Origin of the sequence: Methanocorpusculum bavaricum DSM 4179, assembly GCF_000430905.1 — an archaeon.
GTDB lineage: Archaea > Halobacteriota > Methanomicrobia > Methanomicrobiales > Methanocorpusculaceae > Methanocorpusculum > Methanocorpusculum parvum.
This window is the reverse complement of record NZ_KE387268.1, coordinates 35,819-54,450: the sequence shown is the minus strand read 5'-3', so window position 1 is coordinate 54,450 and position 18,632 is coordinate 35,819. Positions and strand designations below refer to the sequence as shown.

General features: G+C 51.1%; 18 protein-coding genes and 1 tRNA gene. 7 read left to right on the top strand and 12 right to left on the bottom strand.

Translation table 11 applies throughout. From position 1 onward, the window contains the following. From H575_RS06775 to H575_RS06750, 6 genes are all read left to right on the top strand, one after another. A complete protein-coding gene (locus H575_RS06775) occupies positions 1–1,059 on the top strand; it encodes a V-type ATP synthase subunit C (RefSeq protein WP_042699876.1) in 1,059 nt (352 codons plus the stop codon). Continuing rightward, positions 1,060–1,362, top strand: coding sequence for a V-type ATP synthase subunit F (locus H575_RS06770; protein WP_042699873.1), 303 nt, complete (start codon positions 1,060–1,062; stop codon positions 1,360–1,362). Next, a complete protein-coding gene (locus H575_RS06765) occupies positions 1,353–3,098 on the top strand; it encodes a V-type ATP synthase subunit A (RefSeq protein ID WP_042699871.1) in 1,746 nt (581 codons plus the stop codon). The genes H575_RS06770 and H575_RS06765 overlap by 10 nt, the downstream gene beginning before the upstream one ends. A 2-nt stretch (positions 3,099–3,100) precedes the next feature. After that, on the top strand, positions 3,101–4,477 hold the full coding sequence (locus H575_RS06760) for a V-type ATP synthase subunit B (RefSeq protein ID WP_042699868.1): 1,377 nt from the start codon (positions 3,101–3,103) through the stop codon (positions 4,475–4,477). Between the two features lie 7 nt (positions 4,478–4,484). Next, complete coding sequence (locus H575_RS06755) at positions 4,485–5,150, top strand: V-type ATP synthase subunit D (RefSeq protein WP_042699865.1); 666 nt, start codon at positions 4,485–4,487, stop codon at positions 5,148–5,150. 250 nt (positions 5,151–5,400) lie between these two features. Then, a complete protein-coding gene (locus H575_RS06750; protein ID WP_042699862.1) occupies positions 5,401–6,348 on the top strand; it encodes an MBL fold metallo-hydrolase in 948 nt (315 codons plus the stop codon). A 164-nt stretch (positions 6,349–6,512) separates the two neighbouring features. Here the strand turns inward: H575_RS06750 and H575_RS06745 are convergent, their stop codons facing one another. The 3 genes from H575_RS06745 to H575_RS06735 are packed head-to-tail and all read right to left on the bottom strand — an operon-like array spanning position 6,513 to position 7,780. Further along, positions 6,513–6,707 (bottom strand): 30S ribosomal protein S17e, encoded by a 195-nt coding sequence (locus tag H575_RS06745; protein WP_042699859.1) that lies wholly within the window; start codon positions 6,705–6,707, stop codon positions 6,513–6,515. 9 nt (positions 6,708–6,716) lie between these two features. Beyond that, positions 6,717–7,229, bottom strand: coding sequence for a thiamine-phosphate synthase family protein (locus H575_RS06740; RefSeq protein WP_052320004.1), 513 nt, complete (start codon positions 7,227–7,229; stop codon positions 6,717–6,719). Continuing rightward, positions 7,229–7,780 (bottom strand): HDIG domain-containing metalloprotein, encoded by a 552-nt coding sequence (locus H575_RS06735; RefSeq protein WP_042699856.1) that lies wholly within the window; start codon positions 7,778–7,780, stop codon positions 7,229–7,231. The genes H575_RS06740 and H575_RS06735 overlap by 1 nt, the downstream gene beginning before the upstream one ends. Before the next feature lie 54 nt (positions 7,781–7,834). Between H575_RS06735 and H575_RS06730 the strand changes: the two genes are divergently transcribed. Continuing rightward, positions 7,835–8,017 (top strand): hypothetical protein, encoded by a 183-nt coding sequence (locus tag H575_RS06730; protein WP_042699853.1) that lies wholly within the window; start codon positions 7,835–7,837, stop codon positions 8,015–8,017. Between the two features lie 33 nt (positions 8,018–8,050). On the opposite strand, the gene H575_RS06725 is transcribed toward H575_RS06730, so the two are convergent. The 9 genes from H575_RS06725 to rpsB form a co-directional block, all read right to left on the bottom strand. Then, positions 8,051–9,739 carry a class I adenylate-forming enzyme family protein gene (locus H575_RS06725; RefSeq protein WP_042699850.1) on the bottom strand — a complete coding sequence of 563 codons (1,689 nt, stop codon included), beginning with the start codon at positions 9,737–9,739 and terminating at the stop codon, positions 8,051–8,053. A gap of 163 nt (positions 9,740–9,902) precedes the next feature. Then, positions 9,903–11,591, bottom strand: a complete 1,689-nt coding sequence (locus tag H575_RS06720) for a class I adenylate-forming enzyme family protein (RefSeq protein ID WP_042699847.1) — start codon at positions 11,589–11,591, stop codon at positions 9,903–9,905. Positions 11,592–11,595: 4 nt separating this feature from the next. Then, positions 11,596–13,302: a class I adenylate-forming enzyme family protein gene (locus H575_RS06715; RefSeq protein WP_081406699.1), complete on the bottom strand. Its 1,707-nt coding sequence runs from the start codon at positions 13,300–13,302 to the stop codon at positions 11,596–11,598. Positions 13,303–13,394: 92 nt separating this feature from the next. Further along, a complete protein-coding gene (locus tag H575_RS06710) occupies positions 13,395–15,827 on the bottom strand; it encodes a heavy metal translocating P-type ATPase (protein WP_042699842.1) in 2,433 nt (810 codons plus the stop codon). Further along, positions 15,824–16,420: an L-threonylcarbamoyladenylate synthase gene (locus H575_RS06705; RefSeq protein ID WP_042699839.1), complete on the bottom strand. Its 597-nt coding sequence runs from the start codon at positions 16,418–16,420 to the stop codon at positions 15,824–15,826. The genes H575_RS06710 and H575_RS06705 overlap by 4 nt, the downstream gene beginning before the upstream one ends. Next, positions 16,420–17,088 (bottom strand): DUF5612 domain-containing protein, encoded by a 669-nt coding sequence (locus H575_RS06700; protein ID WP_042699837.1) that lies wholly within the window; start codon positions 17,086–17,088, stop codon positions 16,420–16,422. Before H575_RS06700 ends, H575_RS06705 begins: the two co-directional genes overlap by 1 nt. Before the next feature lie 10 nt (positions 17,089–17,098). After that, a tRNA-Gly gene (locus H575_RS06695) sits at positions 17,099–17,169 on the bottom strand. A gap of 42 nt (positions 17,170–17,211) precedes the next feature. Continuing rightward, entirely contained in the window at positions 17,212–17,865 is a 654-nt protein-coding gene (locus H575_RS08980; protein ID WP_081406698.1) for an ArsR family transcriptional regulator, read from the bottom strand. 158 nt (positions 17,866–18,023) lie between these two features. Next, positions 18,024–18,632, bottom strand: coding sequence for a 30S ribosomal protein S2 (rpsB, locus tag H575_RS06685; protein WP_042699835.1), 609 nt, complete (start codon positions 18,630–18,632; stop codon positions 18,024–18,026).

Below are 18,632 nucleotides of genomic sequence, written 5' to 3'. Positions count from 1 at the left end.
ATGACTGAGGTAATGAGCGGAATTGCTCCCTATATCTATGTCTCAACCCGCATGCGGGTCCGCAAAGCGAAGCTCATCCCCCGGGAAGAATATCTTCGCATGCTGAACATGGGTCTCCCTGAGTTCACAAGACTCATTGAGGAATTGGAGTACAAACGCGAAATCGATGAACTCTCTGCATCCTTTAAAGGTGTGGATCTCATTGAAAACGCCATGTCCTGGAACCTTGCAAAGGAGTATCAGCGCGTAATCGCTCTGGCTCCCGGAGAGATGAAAGGATTTACCCGTGATTACCTGCACAAGTGGGATATCCAGAACATTCTGAGTATCCTGCGAGGTAAAGAACTCGGATTTTCCGATGGGAAGATCCGTGCAGTACTTGTTCCGGCCGGTGCACTCGATGCCCCGACACTGGACAGGCTCATTGCTGAATCTTCAAGTGAGCGCATCGTTGAACAGCTGCCGATCAAGCAGATGTCAGCGATTCTCAGTGAAGGGCTCAGCGAGGCACTCGAGACACATTCCTTTGGGAAGATCGAGAACGAGCTGTACAAGTACTATTATGCAACGCTGATCAAAGCAGCACGTGGCGGTATGAAGGGCGGACTTCCGTTCCTGAAATATGTCATGTTCGAGATCGACATCAAAAACATCACCAGTGTTTTCAGAATGCGTGCACAGGGCGGCGACAACGCGGCCCAGCAGAACATCTGGATCCCCGGCGGTTCCTTCAAGCCTGAAGAGCTCGAAAGACTCAGCAGTGTTGAAAGTACCGATGAAGTGGTCGATTCGCTGAAAAAGAAGATCAAAGTCACCGTACTCCTTGATGCATTGGAATCACTGCGGGAAAAGAAACCGATTTATTCGATCGAAAGCACTCTGATTGCAACACAGCTCAATCAGATGGATAAAGTATCGAAACGCAATCCGTTCTCAATCTCGCCGCTTCTCGTGTATCTCGAAAGAAAGAAGTATGAAGTATCCAATCTCCGTGCCATTGCCCGTGGAAAAGAAGCAGGCCTGGACGCAGAGATTCTCGAAAAGTACCTGGTGATGTAAATGGAAATCGCAGTTATAGGAAAGAAGGAGTTCGTCTTAGGGTTCCAGCTCGCTGGCATCAAAAAGACCTACTCTGCCGAAAATCCCGAAAAACTTACCGAGACCATTACAAAGGTACTTGAAGATACAAATGTCGGAATACTTGTGCTGCAAAGCACGGACCTTGACCAGATCCCGCGTCGCCTGCAGGTAATCATTGAAAATTCTGTCAAACCGACCATCGTGACGATCGGTGGGCAGGAGGCAGGTCTCTCCCTGAGGGAGCGTATAAAACGTTCGGTGGGTGTTGATTTGTGGAAGTAACTAGCAAACCAGGAATACTCAAAAGAATTGCAGGACCAGTCGTCACTGCAGTTGATCTTGATGCACATATGTATGATGTGGTCAAGGTCGGAAACGAGGAACTGATGGGAGAGGTCATCAAGATCGACGGTGCAGACACCGTTATTCAGGTCTATGAATCTACCACGGGCATTCGCCCGGGTGAGCCCGTCATAAACACCGGTCTTTCGCTCGCAGTCGAGCTTGGCCCGGGTCTCTTGACCAGTATCTACGACGGTATCCAGCGTCCGCTCGAAGTGCTCATCCAGAAGATGGGTAACTTCATTGCACGCGGTGTTACCGCGCCGGGACTGGACCATGAGAAGAAATGGACCTTCAAACCGGTCGTTCATGTCGGAGACTCCGTTGTCCCCGGACAGATCGTCGGTGAAGTTCAGGAAACACGCAGTATCGTGCACAAGATCATGGTCCCGCCACTCGCAAAGGGCGGCAAGGTCACCAAGATCAATGCAGGAGACTTCACCGTTGATGAGATCGTTATCGAACTCGACTCCGGTGAATCCTTCCCGATGATGCAGAAATGGCCGGTCCGTGTCCCGCGTCCTTACGTGGAAAAACACAGCCCGAGCATCCCCCTTCTGACTGGACAGAGAATCCTTGACGGACTCTTCCCAATCGCAAAAGGCGGAACAGCAGCTATCCCCGGACCATTCGGATCCGGAAAGACCGTTACCCAGCAGCAGCTGGCAAAATGGTCCGACGCAGAAATCGTGGTCTATATCGGCTGCGGTGAACGCGGTAACGAGATGACCGAAGTTCTGACCGAGTTCCCCGAACTCCAGGACCCGAAAACCGGAAACTCTCTGATGGAGAGAACGATTCTCATCGCAAACACTTCCAACATGCCTGTGGCAGCCCGTGAAGCATCCGTATACACCGGTATCACTCTTGCAGAGTACTTCCGTGATATGGGCTACGACGTTGCATTGATGGCAGACTCCACCTCCCGGTGGGCAGAAGCAATGCGTGAGATCTGTTCACGTCTTGAAGAGATGCCCGGAGAAGAAGGATACCCGGCATACCTGTCGTCCAGACTCTCCGAGTTCTACGAGCGTGCAGGACTTGTCGAGCCGCTCGCAGGCGGATCAGGCTCTGTTTCCGTTATCGGCGCAGTTTCGCCGGCCGGCGGAGATTTCTCCGAACCGGTTACGCAGAACACGCTTCGTATCGTCAAAGTCTTCTGGGCACTTGATGCAAACCTCTCCCGCCGCCGGCACTTCCCGGCAATCAACTGGCTGCAGTCCTACTCTCTGTACATGGCTCAGCTGAATGATTACTACGACGAGAAGGTCTCACCCGACTGGAACAAACTCCGGTCCTGGTTCATGGAAGTTCTGCAGAAGGAAGCAGAACTGCAGGAGATCGTGCAGCTGGTCGGATCCGACGCACTGCCCGAAACCGAACAGATCACCATCGAAGTCGCCAGAATGATGCGGGAACTTTTCCTGCAGCAGAACGGTTTCGATCCGGTCGACACCTACTGTGATCTGCCCAAGCAGCTTGACATGTTCAAGATGATCAGAGCCTATGCAGACCTTGCATATGCCGCCCAGGCAGCCGGCATCCCGCCGTCACAGATCCTTGCAGTCAAAGCAAAGAACGAAATGCCGCAGGTCAAGTTTGCCAAGGACTACAAACCGGTCCTCGACAAGATCTACGCAGGCATGGAAGCAGAATTCAAGGCACTGAGGGCATAATCATGAAAGAATATAAGACAGTCTCTAAAGTTGCCGGACCACTGCTTTTCGTCGAGAAGACAGAGCCGGTCAGCTACGAAGAGCAGGTCAGCCTTGTTCTTGCCGACGGCACGATGAAACGCGGACAGGTCCTTGATACCTCCGAAGATCTCGTCGTTGTCCAGTGTTTCGAGACCACGACCGGTCTTGGACGCGACACCGGTGTCAGGTTCCTTGGTGAAACCTTCAAGATGCCCGTCTCAAAGACCATGCTCGGACGTATCCTGTCCGGCGGTGGAAAGCCCATTGACGGCGGACCGGCGATCGTCCCCGACAAACGTCTCGACATCAACGGAGCAGCTATCAACCCGTACGCACGCGGAACGCCGAGGGATTTCATCCAGACCGGTATCTCCACCATCGACGGAACCAACACCCTTGTCCGCGGTCAGAAGCTCCCGATCTTCTCGTCTGCCGGTTTACCGCACAACGAGATCGCCCTTCAGATCGCCCGTCAGGCAAAAGTGCCCGGATCATCCGACGAGTTCGCCGTAGTTTTCGCTGCAATGGGTATCACCCGTGAAGAAGCAAACTACTTCATGGCAGACTTCGAGAGAACCGGTGCACTCGAGCGTGCAGTCGTGTTCCTGAACCTCGCTGACGACCCCGCCGTCGAGCGTACGGTCACCCCGCGTCTCGCACTCACCACCGCCGAGTACCTCGCATACGAGCTTGGTTACCACGTACTGGTTATCCTGACCGATATGACAAACTACTGTGAAGCGCTTCGTCAGATTGGCGCTGCCCGTGAAGAAGTTCCAGGCCGCCGCGGATATCCGGGTTACATGTATACCGATCTTGCATCCATCTACGAGCGTGCAGGTATCATCAAGGGCCTGAAAGGATCCGTGACCCAGATCCCGATCCTGACCATGCCCGGTGACGATATCACCCACCCGATCCCCGATCTTACCGGATACATCACGGAAGGTCAGATCGTTATTTCCCCGGAGTTACACCGTAAGGGTATCTATCCGCCGATCAACGTTCTGCCGTCCCTGTCCCGTCTGATGAACCTCGGTATCGGAAAGGGCATGACCCGTGATGACCACAAGAAGGTCTCTGATATGATGTATTCCGGTTACGCAGAAGGTGTCGATCTCCGCGGCTTAGTGGCCATTGTCGGAAAAGACGCACTCTCAGAGCGTGACCAGAAATTCTTAGAGTTCGCCGATGCATTCGAGAACAAGTTCGTTCGTCAGGGATCCGACGAGGACAGAACCATCGCTCAGACACTTGATGTTGGATGGGGTATGTTCACCCAGCTCCCGGAGAGCGAACTTGAGAAGCGTATCGACCGTGACCTCATCAAGACCTATCACCCGAACTACAGGAAGTGATTAAGTCATGGCGCTGAACGTGAAGCCTACCAGATCCGAACTGATCGCCCTGAAAAAGCGTATCAAACTCTCGGAACGTGGGTATAAGCTTCTGAAAATGAAGCGCGACGGACTTATCCTTGAATTCTTCAAGGTGTTAGCGGAAGCTAAAGATCTCAAAAATCAACTTGCGGAGAAGTACGAACGTGCACAGAAAATGATTGCGATCGCAGAAACTGTGGACGGAAGTATCGGAGTCAAATCAGCGGCGTTTTCGGCATCCGAAAACCCGGTGATCGACCTCAAAAGCAAGAACATTATGGGAGTAGTTGTACCAAAGATCGAATCCCAGAGTGTGAAGAAGTCTCTTACGAACCGCGGTTACGGTGTTCTTGGAACATCCGCCGCGATCGACGAGGCTGCTGATGCATTCGAGGAGTTAGTGGAGTGTATCATTCTCTCCGCTGAACTGGAGACGACTATGAAGCGTCTCTTAGATGAGATCGAAAGTACAAAGCGCCGTGTGAATGCCCTGGAATTCAAAGTTATTCCGGAGTTGATCGAGGCCCGCAATTTTATCAAGATGCGGCTCGATGAAATGGAACGCGAAGAGCTGTTCCGAATGAAAAGAACAAAGGGAAAGTCTGCTGCGAAAGCCGCAAAACTTGCCGCTGCACATGCAGCAGAAGTGTAATGCGAATTTCCAAAAGACCGGGAGAACCTCAGGGACTGCCGGAACGATCCGGGGTCTTCTTACCCGAATCTCTTTTTCTTTTTTATCTGTTTTGCCACAGCTGACCTGTGAATCTTTCTTACATCAGTAAACGGTTCTATATGAGTATGGCGATCAGTTCGACTGCGGATACATTGATGTTTGATCCGAAGACAGCCCGTATTTTCTAACAATAATATTCATATTATCTCCCGACCCTTTACTGTAAACAATGAATAATCTGTTCCCCGCCGACAAAGCTGATAAAATAGCCGGTATGTTTTCCTTTACGGATGAAGAAAAACGTCGTTTTGTAAACAATGCCGGAAAGGTCATTGAATATCACGGCAGGGATGATCCTGATAAAATAGTTTCAGCGATCTGCGGATATGCAGATCATATTGCAGAAAGCAGAGGAGCCGGGTATATCCCAGAGATATACGAACACACGCTTGGCGGGATCGAGATCACCCGCATCGAACCGCCGTGCGGAAGCAACACCTATATCCTGAAGACACCTGACGGATTTCTGATGATCGACTGCGGTTTTCCCTGTTATGCAGAAGATCTGAAAAAAACGGTGCTCTCGCTCTACCCGGAAATTTCTGAAAAGAAGACCGAACTTCTGATCACTCATATCGATATGGATCACATGGGAGCGATGGATCTTTTCGACTGCGTGTATCTGAATGCCACAAGCATGGAGAACTTCATGCGGGAAAAGACCGGGGTTCCAAACTACCGGGTCAAAAAACAGGATCGGGCGCCGTTTTACGACATGGTGGTGATGATGACCGGCTATAAAACGCCTTCCTTAGAAAACGTCAGGCTTATAGATTCGGTCAAACCCGATCACTCGATTCCGCTGTCTCCTATCGGCGGGCTGAACGCTGCGGGTCTTACCTTTACGGTATATGAGGGGTTTGGCGGCCATGTCGAAGGTTCGATGATCTTTCTGGAGAAAGAACGCGGTCTGATATTCACCGGAGATATTCTGATAAATCCCGACAGTTTCACGCCCGAACAGATGATTTCCAACAGATATCCGGCCATACTTGCCGGCGGAAGCGTCAACGAAGATTCAAAGAAGGCGGCGGCAGAACGTTATGCGGCATATGATCTGATGCAGGGAAAACGATGGATGGTCTGTCCGGGTCACGGAGCTGTGTTCCAGCTGTGAACAGATACCTTCAATAACCTCAAAATCAGCTTGGATCCGCCCCTTCCCGCCTATTTTGAGAATACTGGATACAATCAATTTGGGAGAAGATAGCTGAAAATCTGCACGCATACGTACGCGGCAGATGCGAAAAAACGCAGGAAAAAGATATTGGGCCGGATACGTTACCGGCGGGCGGGGGTCGTGTTGACCTTGCGGGTGACGTAGCCTGCGACCCGGTTGCGGATCATTTTGCTCTCAATGGTCGTGATTTCAGTAACAACTTTCTTGTTGTCGTCAAAGTTGCCGTTGAAGCTTTTTCCGTGCTGTTCGAGAAGGGCAATGCCCATTGATTTGATATAACTTGGCTTGATTCCCATGAGTATTCCTCAGATGTCTATATATGTAAGACGTTGAGATATGATAAGTATTCTGTTTGCTACCTCGTCCGGCGTGGTGCCAAGCACGTAGATCCTGCCTGGACCGCGGGCGGATTCCGGACAGGCGATCGCGAGCGGCACGCCTTTCCTGCACACGGAAGCAATACCCCAGTCCATGGTCGAAATACCCGGCGGATACTTTTCCGGCTCATACGTCTCAACGTCGCGGAGTGTTTCGATCGTGGTTTGAAGGATATCATCTTCATACCTGATACATGCAGCTGAACGAATGCTTGGATCAAAGCGCCGGATCGTGAGAAGTGTCCGGACGATCGGTTCATCAACACCAAACCCGATACTCGTTCCGCGCGCGATAGCGACCCCTTTATGATCGACGGCATTGACCGTTGTACAGGCAATTGCAAGATCGTCCCGGGGAATGATATACCGGGAGACATCGAGCAGCTTTCCGTGAGCTTTCTGGAGATCACGGAGAACGGATGACTGGGCAGCTGCAGACATTACATCAGCCCCAGTTCATCTTTTATCGCCGTGATCTCGGAAATAGCGATCTCATACATTCGTTCACGGGGTATCAGAGCGTCGCCAAGCGCGATCCTGTTTCTGTCGCATCCGGCGGCAAACGAGGGGGCCTTATATTTCTTGGTGACCGTCTTTACCGAGACATCAGAGATATTTCCCCCTTTGACATATGCGCAGGCAACGATCAACCCGGACACGCTGTCTGCGACCTGAAGACAGATTTCAACAGGTGTTGTGTAGTCAGATCCAAACAGCAGGTGGTTATGACGTTTTATCGGGAGAGCGATCTCCTCGCCGATTCCTGCGTCACGGAGGATCTCATACCCGGCGATCCCGTGTTTATCCATATCTTCGTGTATCTCCTCAAAATCGATGTCATGAAGGATGCCTATCGTTTCCCATACAACTGCGTCCTGTCCCAACTCGGCGGCCAGACCTTTCATAACCGCTGCCGTGGAGAGACAGTGACCAAGAAGGGAAGGAGAGACGACGTGCTGCTTGAGAAGCGTTAGCGCCTCGGTTTTTTCCATGCATATGTATTGGATATGAAAAGGGATAAGAGTCACGACGCACAATGTACATGTATGAAAGATTGGATACTCGATGTGATTATCGGCGTCTCGGCAATCATTTTGTTTGCCGTTCTGCTTCTCGCTTTACCGCATGTCCTTCCGGCAGCCTACGGATATGTAGCGGCATTCCTGATTTTTGTTGCATACCTCACAACAGCCGGACTGACATTAATAAAGAACTCAATCAAAAAATAATTTTTTTTTCTCAATAAAAACACCGAAGAAAAGCTATTCCTGCTTTTCCAGTGCTTTATAATCTGTTTTATTCATTTTCGTAAGAGGCATTTTATCCAGGATAGATACCGAGACAGGAACGCTCCAGTGATTCAGATTCGCTTTGGCAAAGGAGATGATGTCTTTTATTGCGGTCTCAGGATCCATCTTATGTTTCAGCGTCACATAGAGTTTGATCCGCGTGTCGGTCTTCCACGGAATCCCCATAGCGCATGACTGGGAGATGACAGGGCATTTTTCCATGACGGCCTCGATCATGAGCGGATAGACATTGTATCCATTGACCTTGACCAGCCGCTTATACCTGCACCGGAAATTGATGTTGTTTCCTTCCTCAATGGAGACGATGTCCCCTGTATGGAGCCAGACGCGGCCGTCTGGATGCTCACGCAGAACTGCGGCCGTCTCTTCAGGATTTTTGTAGTATCCGGTCATGATCGCAGGCCCGATCATACACAGTTCTCCTTCCATCGGATTTGGCAGAACATCGGTCGTGCCGGGAGCCACAACACAGATCTCAGTTCCTTTGAACGGAACACCCACGCCGCCCTCTGATAAAGAGGTATAATGAACGTCAGTAATCACACAGGCTCCGCCGGCTTCGGTCAGACCGTAGCCCGGACGGAACTCTGCACCGCCGTGTTCTCTGCCGAGAATATCATTATACCGGTACGCGAGATCAAGGGTGACCCGGTCACCGCCGCAGACCTGATGTTTGACGCAGGAGAGATCCTTGCCTTTGAGATACGGATACATCCGTTCATACATCGCAGGAACACCGCAGAGGAATGCCATTTTTTCTTTGACAACGAGACTGGCGCACTCTTTTGCATCGAATCTCGGACAGAGAACTACCCGCATTCCTGACGCGAGAGGCGTATGGATGCAGACGGTCAGACCAAACGCATGGAAGATCGGCAGGACGGCAAGGAACCCGTCACCGATGTGAGGGTGGCCTTGAACATAGTAAGAGATAAGCTCGGTCGCAAGATAATTTTCCGCACCATTGGAAAGCATCACACCTTTCGAGGGCCCGGTCGTTCCGCCGGTGTACATGATAACAGACGTGTCTTCGGACCGTACATCGTGCGGAGGGAGAGGAGAGGTTTTCAGGGATTCGCGACCTTCGGCAAGAAGCTCATCCCATTCACCAGCTTTGCCGGTGGTTTTTTTGGCATCACGGACCTTGTGGTTGTACACCGTCTTCATGATCCTGCCTTTGATATTCGCAGGGAAGTATGCCGGGGTTTTACAGCGGATGACCTCGACATCGAGATCGGAACAGTGTTCCTCGTTGAGTTCGAAGGTCAAAACGATCCTGGACTCGGTAAGTTCAACCGCATACCTGAGTTCATCCCCTGTCGACAACGGATGAACGAGATTGCAGATCGCGCCTATTCTATTTATTGCATATACTGCGATCACACTTTGAGGGATATTCGGCAGAAAAATGGTGACAAAGTCCCCTTTTTTCACACCGTGACGGAGCAGTCCTGCTGCACAGGCATGGACCTGATCCATGAGACTGGCATAACTTATATGATTATTATAATACTGAATAGCGGTCGCTTCGGGTCCTGCATGGGTTCCACCGTAGGTGAGCATGGTATAGAGAGACCTCTTGGTCTCATCCGAATACTCCAAATTGGTGATGGAATCATTTCTGTATATGCGGGCTGACATGAACCATTACTATATGGAGGGTAGCATATTATAGCTGGCGGTCACACAAAAATATGCCCGGAAATCAGGGTGATTTTTCAACGGCATAAATGTCCCTACTGAGAGAAGAAAGGATTTTTTTTGTGAAAGACGGACAGACCCGTTATGTAAAAAAAAGGAGTGATTATTCTCTGTCCTGCAGAGCCATATAATCGAGTTTATTCATTTTCGTCATCGGCATCTCATCAAGAATGACGACAGCTTTTGGAACACTCCAGTGATTCAGATGTTCGTTTGCATAGGCAAGGATCTCCTTTTCTGCGTCAGCATGATCCATCTTCCGCTTAAGCGTCACATAGAGTTTGATCCGCCGGTCATCCCGCCATTTAAATCCGACGGCGCAGGCTTTTGCGACGATCGGACATCCTTCCATCGCCGCTTCGATCAGGGGAGGATAGACATTATATCCGTTGACCTTGACCAGACGTTTGATGCGGGATCTGAAACAGAGATTGTCCTCTTCGCCGATGGCGAATATGTCTCCCGTATGGAGCCAGAGTTTGCCGTCCGGATGGCGTTTGAGGACATCATCCGTCGCCTCCGGATTTTTATAATAGCCTTTCATCAGCGAAGGACTCAGGATGCACAGCTCTCCTTCTTCGCCATCCGGGACTGGTTCGCATGTCCCGGGCTTCACGAGACAGATGTCTGTTCCTTCGACCGGGATCCCGACACACCCTTCCGGAAAAGCATGATACTGATTTCGCGTAAGAGAACAGGTTCCGCAGGCTTCGGTCAGACCGTAGCCCGGACGGAACTCCGCACCCCCCTTGTCCTTTCCGAGGATCTCATTATACCGGTAGGCGAGATCATGACTCACCCAGTCGCCTCCGCAGACCACATGCTTCATGAAGGAAAGGTCGTGTCCTTTCAGATACGGATACATCCGCTCGTACATCGCGGGAACGCCGATCACATAGGCGACCTTCTCTTTCAGAAGAAGACTGCTGCACTCCTTATCGTTGAACCGGGGAGAGAGCATGACTCGCATTCCCGACGAAAGCGGGGCCTGGATACAGACCGCAAGACCGAACGCATGAAACAGCGGAAGGATCGCGAGAAATCCGTCCCCGATATGGGCGGTGTGCGTGACGTTCTCGAGAAGAAGACGCGTCGTGACATAATTCACCGACCAGTTCGAGATCATCACGCCTTTCGCGGGTCCGGTCGTCCCGCCGGTGTACATAATGACAGCCGTGTCATCTGCTTTCACATCAGAGGGAGGGAGCGGCTTTGTCTGGAGCCGCTTTTCTCCGGCGGCCAGAAGATCCGTCCATTCGGTGACGCGAGACGATGCCTTCGGCGATTTCCGGACCGTGTAGGAGTACACGGTCTTCATCACGAATCCCTTGGGACCCGGCGGGAAGTATCCCGGCGTTCTGCATCGGATGATATCGACATCGAAGCCGGCCGCCAGACCTTCGTTCAGCTCAAAGGTGAGGATGAGTTTACTCTGCGTGAGTTTGACTGCGTTCTCCAGCTCTGATAAGGTCGAGAGAGGGTGGACCATATTGCATATCGCACCGATCCTGTTCAGAGCGTACACTGCAATGACGCACTGCGGGATATTCGGGAGAAAAATGGTGACAAAGTCTCCTTTTTGTACGCCGTGTTCAAGAAAGCCTGCAGCACATCTGTTGACAAGATCATACAGTTCCCCGTACGTGATCCTGTTATCGAAATATTGAATAGCCACGGCCTCACGGCCTGCATGTTCCACACCATAGGTGAGCATGGAATACAAAGACTGTTTCGTCTCGTCAGAGTACTCCAGTTCCGTTTTTGCATCGTTTCTATATACAGGACGTGCCATGATGTTACTCAGCCTGCTTTTTTTCGTTCGCCCGGGAAAGTTCCTGTTTCTCCAACAGACGGTAGTCGATCTTGTTGAACTTCGTCATCGGAAGATCGGCCACAAATTCCACTTTGACCGGAACACTCCAGCGGTTCATCTGTTCTTTGGCGTATTCGATCAGGAGCTTGTCCTCTTCGGCCGCATCAAAGGTGCCGAGCGGCTTTTCCGGAACAACAAACAGTTTGATCTTCCGGTCCAGCTTCCAGGGGGTCGCAACGGCGCAGACCTGTTTGATATCCGGATGATTCTGCATCGCTTCCTCGATAAGGGTCGGATACACATTATACCCGTTCACCTTCACGAGTCTCTTATGCCGGGAACGGAAACATATGTTCCCGTCCTTTCTGATAACAACAAGATCTCCCGTGTGGAGCCAGACATTTCCGTCATCGTGGAGGCGGAGAACATCCTTTGTGGCATCTTCGTTCTTGTAGTATCCCTTCATGACCGAAGGACCGAGGAAACACAGTTCGCCTTCAACACCGTCGGGCACGAGTTCGGTAGTTCCCGGTTTCACCACACAGACTTTTGTGCCGGTGACCGGGGTTCCGACGCAGCCTGTTGGAAGTTTTTCATATTCATTTGCAACAAGAGAACAGGCACCGCATGCCTCTGTCAGCCCGTATCCGGTCCTGAACAGGATATCAGCTTTGGATTTTTTCAGGAGAACATTATACTTATTTGCAAGCTCTTCGGAGACGCGGTCGCCTCCGCTGACCATGAGTTTCATCCGTGAGAGATCTCTTTGCTCAAAGTAGGGATACATGCGTTCAAAAAGCGCCGGCACTCCCGGAAGGAACAAAACATCCTCGGAAAAGATCTGCTGGGCACATCCTTTCGGGTCGAATCTGGGAACAAGGACGACTTTCATACCCGAGATAAGCGGTGCATGGACCGATACGGCAAGTCCAAAAGCATGGAATATCGGAAGGATCGCAAGGAACCCGTCACCCACATCGGTTTTTCCGTCACCAATGTCGATTAAGAGCTGGATAGACATGGAGTTGACCGCATAATTCGAGAGCATGACACCCTTTGAATCACCCGTTGTTCCGCCGGTGTACATGATCACCGCGGTATCATCCGGCTTCACGTCATCAGCCGGGAGCTGGAAACCTTCTTTGATCAGCTTCTTTCCTTCAGCAACGAGATCGTCCCAAATAGTGATCTTTGCAACGTTCTGTACCTTTGGATATTTGCGCATCACAAACCGGAATCCTTTGTCCAGAACGAATCCTTTGGGGGTCGAGGGGAAGTAGCCGGAGGTTCTGCAGCGGATGACCTCGATGTTTTTTCCGGAGAGGAACCCTTCATTCACCTCGCAGGCAAGAACCACGTTACTTTCCGTGAGTTTTATCGCATAGTCGATATCTTCCTGCGGAGACAAGGGATGGACCATATTGCATATTGCGCCTATCCGGTTGACAGCATAGATTGCGAGAACTCCCTGGGGAATGTTCGGGAGGAAAATGGTGACATAATCTCCTTTTTTTACACCGTGTTTTACCAGAGCCGCTGCGATGGCATGGACTTCATCCATGAACTGTTTGAATGAAATGTGTCTACCATAATATGCAGCTGCAGGTGAACTCTCACCCGCCCGGTTGAAGCCGTAAAGAAGTCCTTCATACAGCGAACGTTTGTTATCTTCAGAGTAGTTTAATGTCAAATAAGTATCCTCCGATCAAGCGGTAAAAAAATCTAATAGTATTATTTGCTCTGGAACATATAATAGAAACGTAAATATTTTTGGGGATTTTATCAGTTAATAGACAGAATCGTATAACCTGACTCGGAAATCACCCGAGTAAACTCTTCATCGGAAACATTTCCGGAAAGTTCTACCGTGGCGGTTTTTGCCTTGAGATCCACACGTGCGGAGACAACGCCGGGGATCCGCGAGAGAACTTTTTCAACAGTCATTTTGCAGTGTTCGCACATCATTCCGTCAATAGTAAGTACTTTTTTCATGGTTTCCTCTTTTGAAGTAGTTGGGAGCTCTGAAGTAAAAAATCTGAGCCTGAGAGCATTTAATACGACACATACGGAAGACAGACTCATCGCAAGAGCGGCAAACCCGGGAGAAAGTTTCCAGCCGAACGGCACAAAAAAAACACCGGCAGCAAGGGGGATGCCGATCGTGTTGTAGATAAATGCCCAGAAGAGATTCTCCTTAATGTTTCGAAGCGTGGCGCGGCTCAGACGGATCGCCGAGACAATGTCCCAGGGATCACTTTTCATTAAAACGAAGTCGGCGGATTCTAAAGCGATGTCGGAACCCGCACCGATCGCGATACCAACATCGGCCCTCGCAAGAGAAGGGGAGTCATTGATCCCGTCACCCACCATGATGACATGATGACCTGCCTCCTGCAGCGTTCTGACCTGACCTTCTTTTTCTGCAGGCATCACTTCAGCGATGACGTTTTTGATCGACAGCTGCCGGGCAATAGAATCGGCAACCGTATGGGTATCTCCGGTCAAAAGCACGACATCCAGACCGAGAGCCTGCAGTCCGGCAACGGCAGCTTTAGAGGTCGGACGGATCTTATCGGCAACAGAGATGATGCCGAGCAGTTCGTTTCCGCTCGCAAAGTAGAGCGGGGTCCCGTTGACGCTCGCCGGAGTGAGCGGGATCCCGTTCTCTTCCATGAACGCGGCGTTTCCGGCATAACAGATCTTCCCGTTAATCGAAGCAGAGACGCCTCTGCCCGGGACCGCGGAGAACTCCTGAGCTTTGACGAATGTGATCCCATTCTCCTCGGCGTAGGTGATGACCGCTTTCGAGAGAGGATGTTCTGATGCGGATTCGACCGAAGCGGCGACCGTGAGGAGATCTTCTCTGGTTCCGGAGAGCGTGATGACATCGGTGACCTCGGGTTTTCCGATAGTGACCGTCCCTGTTTTATCCAGAAGGATCGTGTCGGCACGACCAGCAGTCTCGAGAGATTCCGCAGATTTTATCAGAATACCGAGTGATGCCGCTTTCCCGGTCGCAACCATTATCGCGACAGGGGTCGCCAGTCCAAGAGCACACGGACATGAAATAACGAGGACCGATATCGCGATGGAAAGCGCAAACGTGAACGGCTCGCCAAGAAGCATCCAGACTGCTCCCGAAAGAACGGCGATGGACATGACCAGCGGTACGAATATCCCGCTCACTTTGTCGGCGAGTTTTCCGATAGGCGCCTTGGATGCATTGGCATTCTGGACGAGTTCAACGATCGCCGCGAGTGTCGTGTCCTCGCCGACCTTTTCCGCACGGAACGTGAAACTGCCGAGCGAGATCGTTCCTGCTGAGACAGAGTCTCCTGGATTTTTTACAACAGGGATACTTTCGCCAGTCAAGGCAGACATGTCGATAGGTGCCGAACCTTCCGTTATTGTGCCGTCGACAGGGATGCCGGCACCGGGTCTGACCACGATTAAGTCGCCGACCGCCACCTGTTCGGCAGGGATGATCACTTCAACGCCGCTTCGAAGAACCGTCGCCGTCTTCGGCGCAAGGTCGATGAGTTTTCTGACCGCCTCAGTGGTTTTTCCTTTTGATCTCGCCTCAAGATACTTGCCGATCGTAACGAGCGACAAAATCATCGCAGCCGATTCAAAGTAGAGATCCATAGACCACATACTGGCGGCTGAGAGATCACCTATCGAAAGAGCTGAAAAAATAGCATAGATAGCATAGACCCCATACGTAAGCGCCGCAAGAGAACCGATCGCCACAAGAGAGTCCATATTCGGAGCACGGCGGAAGAGTGCCGGGATCCCGGATGTGTAGTATTTATTGTTCGCGATGACGATAGGGATGGTCAAACCAAGCTGGGACAAAGCAAATATCCCGGCGTTTGCCGGATCATGGGTCCATTCAAGGAGAGGAAAACCCCACATATGTCCCATGGAGAGATACATAAGCGGAATAAGAAAAGCAAAAGAGATGATGAGCCGGATCTTCATCGGGCGAAGAAGAGATCCTTCCCGCGGAGGCTCTCCCATAACCAGATCATACCCGGCAGAGCGGACAGCCTGTCTGATCTGCTCATCAGAAATATCGTCCGACTCGACGACCAGACGATTTTCCAGAAGGTTCACTGAGGCGGATCTCACGCCTTCCACACTTTTCGCGGCCTTCTCAACATGAAGAGAACAGGCCGAACAGGTCATGCCGGATACTGAGTAGGTTTTTTTCATTTCGCGTTTTCTATAAAGAAATGAGCGATCTCATCCAGCATTGCGCCGGGACGCTCGATTTTCCTTGTATCAAGGTTAACGACCGTGCTCGGAATGCCCGGAAGAACGCCGCCGTCAAGCAGATAATCATGGGGGACGTTGACCTGATCGACACTGACCGGCGAGACTTCACCGGAGATGTTTGCCGAGGTCGCGGTTATCGGACAGTCGAACACAGATATCAGTTCAAGAGCAAGAGTGTGGTCAGGATACCGGATACCGATCGTACCTGTCCCGCCGGACAAGTCGCCCGGCAGACAGTTTTTCACCGGCAGAACGATCGTGATCGGACCCGGGAGAAATTTGCTGATGAACCGTTCCGCAAACGGGCTGACATCGGCGATCCCGTAGATCATCTCGATATCGGAAACGGCGACCGAGATCGGTTTTCCAAGAAGCCGCTGTTTTGCTTCATACACTTTGAGGACTGCAGTCTCCGATAAAGCGTCCGCACCGAGTCCGTAGACCGTTTCTGTTGGATATACCACAAGTCCGTCGCGGGATAAAACACGGACGGCTTTTTCTATTCTGGTTTCTTCTGTTGGTGTTATCATCAGAACTCTTTCCCTCTCACTTTTTCGATATCAAATACCCCGATCGTGCTTATGTGCATTACGGCCATGACCCCTGCCTGGATCGGGTCGGTGACGACGAGATCAGCAGCAGAAGAGGCGCTTCCCGCCATTTTCAGGCAGATCACCGGGATGCCGTCCGCCTGGATCGAGCGTATGGCTTTGGTTATCTCGCCGCCCATCAATGAACCGGCAAGAACAAGGATCGAGGCGCGGGGAAGGCGGCCGACTGCTTCTACGGCACGCGAGACATTGACTTCCCCGACAAGCGGGATCGTATCAACGGAGATTCGTTCTCCGCGAATGTTATGCCGGTCGGCTTCATTCACTGCGCCGAGCGCGACCTGGGCAACCTGGGCGCCTCCGCCGATGATGATGACGCGCTTTCCAAATATTGCCCCGAACGTATCGTGCAAAACGACTTCACGAACTCCTGAAACGAGTCTCAGTTCTGATAGGATCGCATCGATCTCATCGCCGCCTTCGATCTCGATATCTGCCCAGGCACATCCTTTGTCAGGTCCCCGGGTAAGTATTTCCTGCTGGATGGAGGTGATGTTCGCATTGTGTTCAGCACAGACCGAACCGATATCTCTGAGAATACCTTTCTGATTTTCGGCGATGAGGCTGATTGCGTGATGAGGCATCATAAAAATCGAATGCGATAACCGGGGATCGAACCCGGATTAGAGGCTTGGGAAGCCCCTGTCATGCCATTAGACCATTACCGCATCTCTGTAGTATTTTGTTTGCAGGGTTATAGAGATTTCTTATTAGGAGGTGAGTTCCGTGGTTTCCAGTGCCTGATGCGGAAGGCCGCAAAGCAGATACCGGCCTCCCTGCGCGTGAACATAGCCTTTGGATGCCAGAGAGCGCAGAGCCGCTGTCACTTCAGGGATACTACGCCCGCTGGTGTAGGAGAGTTCTATTGGCGTTAACGGGGCATACACCAAAGCGAGAAGAAGTTCGGCCTCGATAGTGTTCTGGAAAACTGTTCTTCCGTTGACGATCACGTCACTCATCATCTCATCGATATCCTTTTCCACAGCTTCAAGATTTTCGATGAGCTTTTCTCTGGAATCAAGGAGCCGGCGTATCATCATGATCTTGTCGGAAAGCGGGAGTGCATCCCCATTTTCGGCACAAACCGGCTCGGGAGGCTGCTCGGTTTTTGTGACCTGGACCGAGAGGGTGAAGTCATTCACGAGATAGTAGTATTTTCGCCGTTTGTCATCCTGATAACTGGAGATGACCGCTTCCTTCTGCATTATCGCAAGGTGTTCGATGACGGCTTTCGGGTTGATGACCAGACGATCGGATATTTCGGTAACGAAACAGGGTTTCTGGCGGAGAAGATCAAGGATCCGCCGGCGGTTCCGGTTTCCAAGAATGTCCAATAGATGAGATATATTATCTTGGTCAAGCATTTTTATCGAGATTACATTATGTAAGGGGATATTTATTTAAATGCCTTCTGATGCAGTCTGTGAAAATATCAGACCCCACTCAGTGGATCAAAGATTTAAAAAAAATGCGGGGGGATTTTCTATTGTTTGCTGAGTGCAGCCTTCGGCTTTTTTCAGCTTTAGAACTCAGACTCAAAGTCTTCAACCGTCATGGCTGAGACAATGCCTTTCTGTCTGAGGAACTCTTTGGTCAACAGGAAGTAAACCATAGAGAGTGCTTTGCGTCCTTTGTTGTTGGTCGGGATAACGAGATCAACATTGTTTGTACGGTTGTTGATATCACAAAGTGCAATGACCGGCATACCGGACTGGACTGCCTCGGTAATGACCTGGGCATCTCCGATCGGATCGGTAACGATGACGACCGAGGGTTCAACATATTTCGGGAGTTTCGGGTTGGTTAAGGTTCCGGGGATGAATCTGCCAACGTGGGAGAGTGCACCGATCGTATCTGCGAACTTCTGTGCCGGGTACTGACCGTACTGACGGGAAGTAACGACGAAGATCTTTGCAGGCTCGTAGCGTGCAAGGAACTTTGCTACCTGTTTGATGCGCTCATCGGTCTTTCTGATATCGATGATATAGAGACCGTCAGCTCGGACACGGTAGATGAAGTCTTTCATGTCGTTGTCTTTCTGCTGGGTTCCAATGTGGACACCGGCGGCAAGATATTCTTCTACGGATACTAATGGTTCGTTTAATTCAATTCCAAGTTCATTGTCGGTCAT

Bases quoted from the DNA above. Each gene is read 5' to 3' on its own strand.
- H575_RS06710 (WP_042699842.1), bottom strand. From the start codon at position 15,827: ATGAAAAAAACCTACTCAGTATCCGGCATGACCTGTTCGGCCTGTTCT.
- H575_RS06775 (WP_042699876.1), top strand. From the start codon at position 1: ATGACTGAGGTAATGAGCGGAATTGCTCCCTATATCTATGTCTCAACC.
- H575_RS06725 (WP_042699850.1), bottom strand. From the start codon at position 9,739: ATGTCAGCCCGCATATACAGAAATGATTCCATCACCAATTTGGAGTAT.
- H575_RS06745 (WP_042699859.1), bottom strand. From the start codon at position 6,707: ATGGGAATCAAGCCAAGTTATATCAAATCAATGGGCATTGCCCTTCTC.
- H575_RS06735 (WP_042699856.1), bottom strand. From the start codon at position 7,780: ATGGAAAAAACCGAGGCGCTAACGCTTCTCAAGCAGCACGTCGTCTCT.
- H575_RS06755 (WP_042699865.1), top strand. From the start codon at position 4,485: ATGGCGCTGAACGTGAAGCCTACCAGATCCGAACTGATCGCCCTGAAA.
- H575_RS06770 (WP_042699873.1), top strand. From the start codon at position 1,060: ATGGAAATCGCAGTTATAGGAAAGAAGGAGTTCGTCTTAGGGTTCCAG.
- H575_RS06750 (WP_042699862.1), top strand. From the start codon at position 5,401: ATGAATAATCTGTTCCCCGCCGACAAAGCTGATAAAATAGCCGGTATG.
- rpsB (WP_042699835.1), bottom strand. From the start codon at position 18,632: ATGACCGACAATGAACTTGGAATTGAATTAAACGAACCATTAGTATCC.
- H575_RS06760 (WP_042699868.1), top strand. From the start codon at position 3,101: ATGAAAGAATATAAGACAGTCTCTAAAGTTGCCGGACCACTGCTTTTC.
- H575_RS06705 (WP_042699839.1), bottom strand. From the start codon at position 16,420: ATGATAACACCAACAGAAGAAACCAGAATAGAAAAAGCCGTCCGTGTT.
- H575_RS06700 (WP_042699837.1), bottom strand. From the start codon at position 17,088: ATGATGCCTCATCACGCAATCAGCCTCATCGCCGAAAATCAGAAAGGT.
- H575_RS08980 (WP_081406698.1), bottom strand. From the start codon at position 17,865: ATGCTTGACCAAGATAATATATCTCATCTATTGGACATTCTTGGAAAC.
- H575_RS06740 (WP_052320004.1), bottom strand. From the start codon at position 7,229: ATGTCTGCAGCTGCCCAGTCATCCGTTCTCCGTGATCTCCAGAAAGCT.
- H575_RS06730 (WP_042699853.1), top strand. From the start codon at position 7,835: ATGAAAGATTGGATACTCGATGTGATTATCGGCGTCTCGGCAATCATT.
- H575_RS06720 (WP_042699847.1), bottom strand. From the start codon at position 11,591: ATGGCACGTCCTGTATATAGAAACGATGCAAAAACGGAACTGGAGTAC.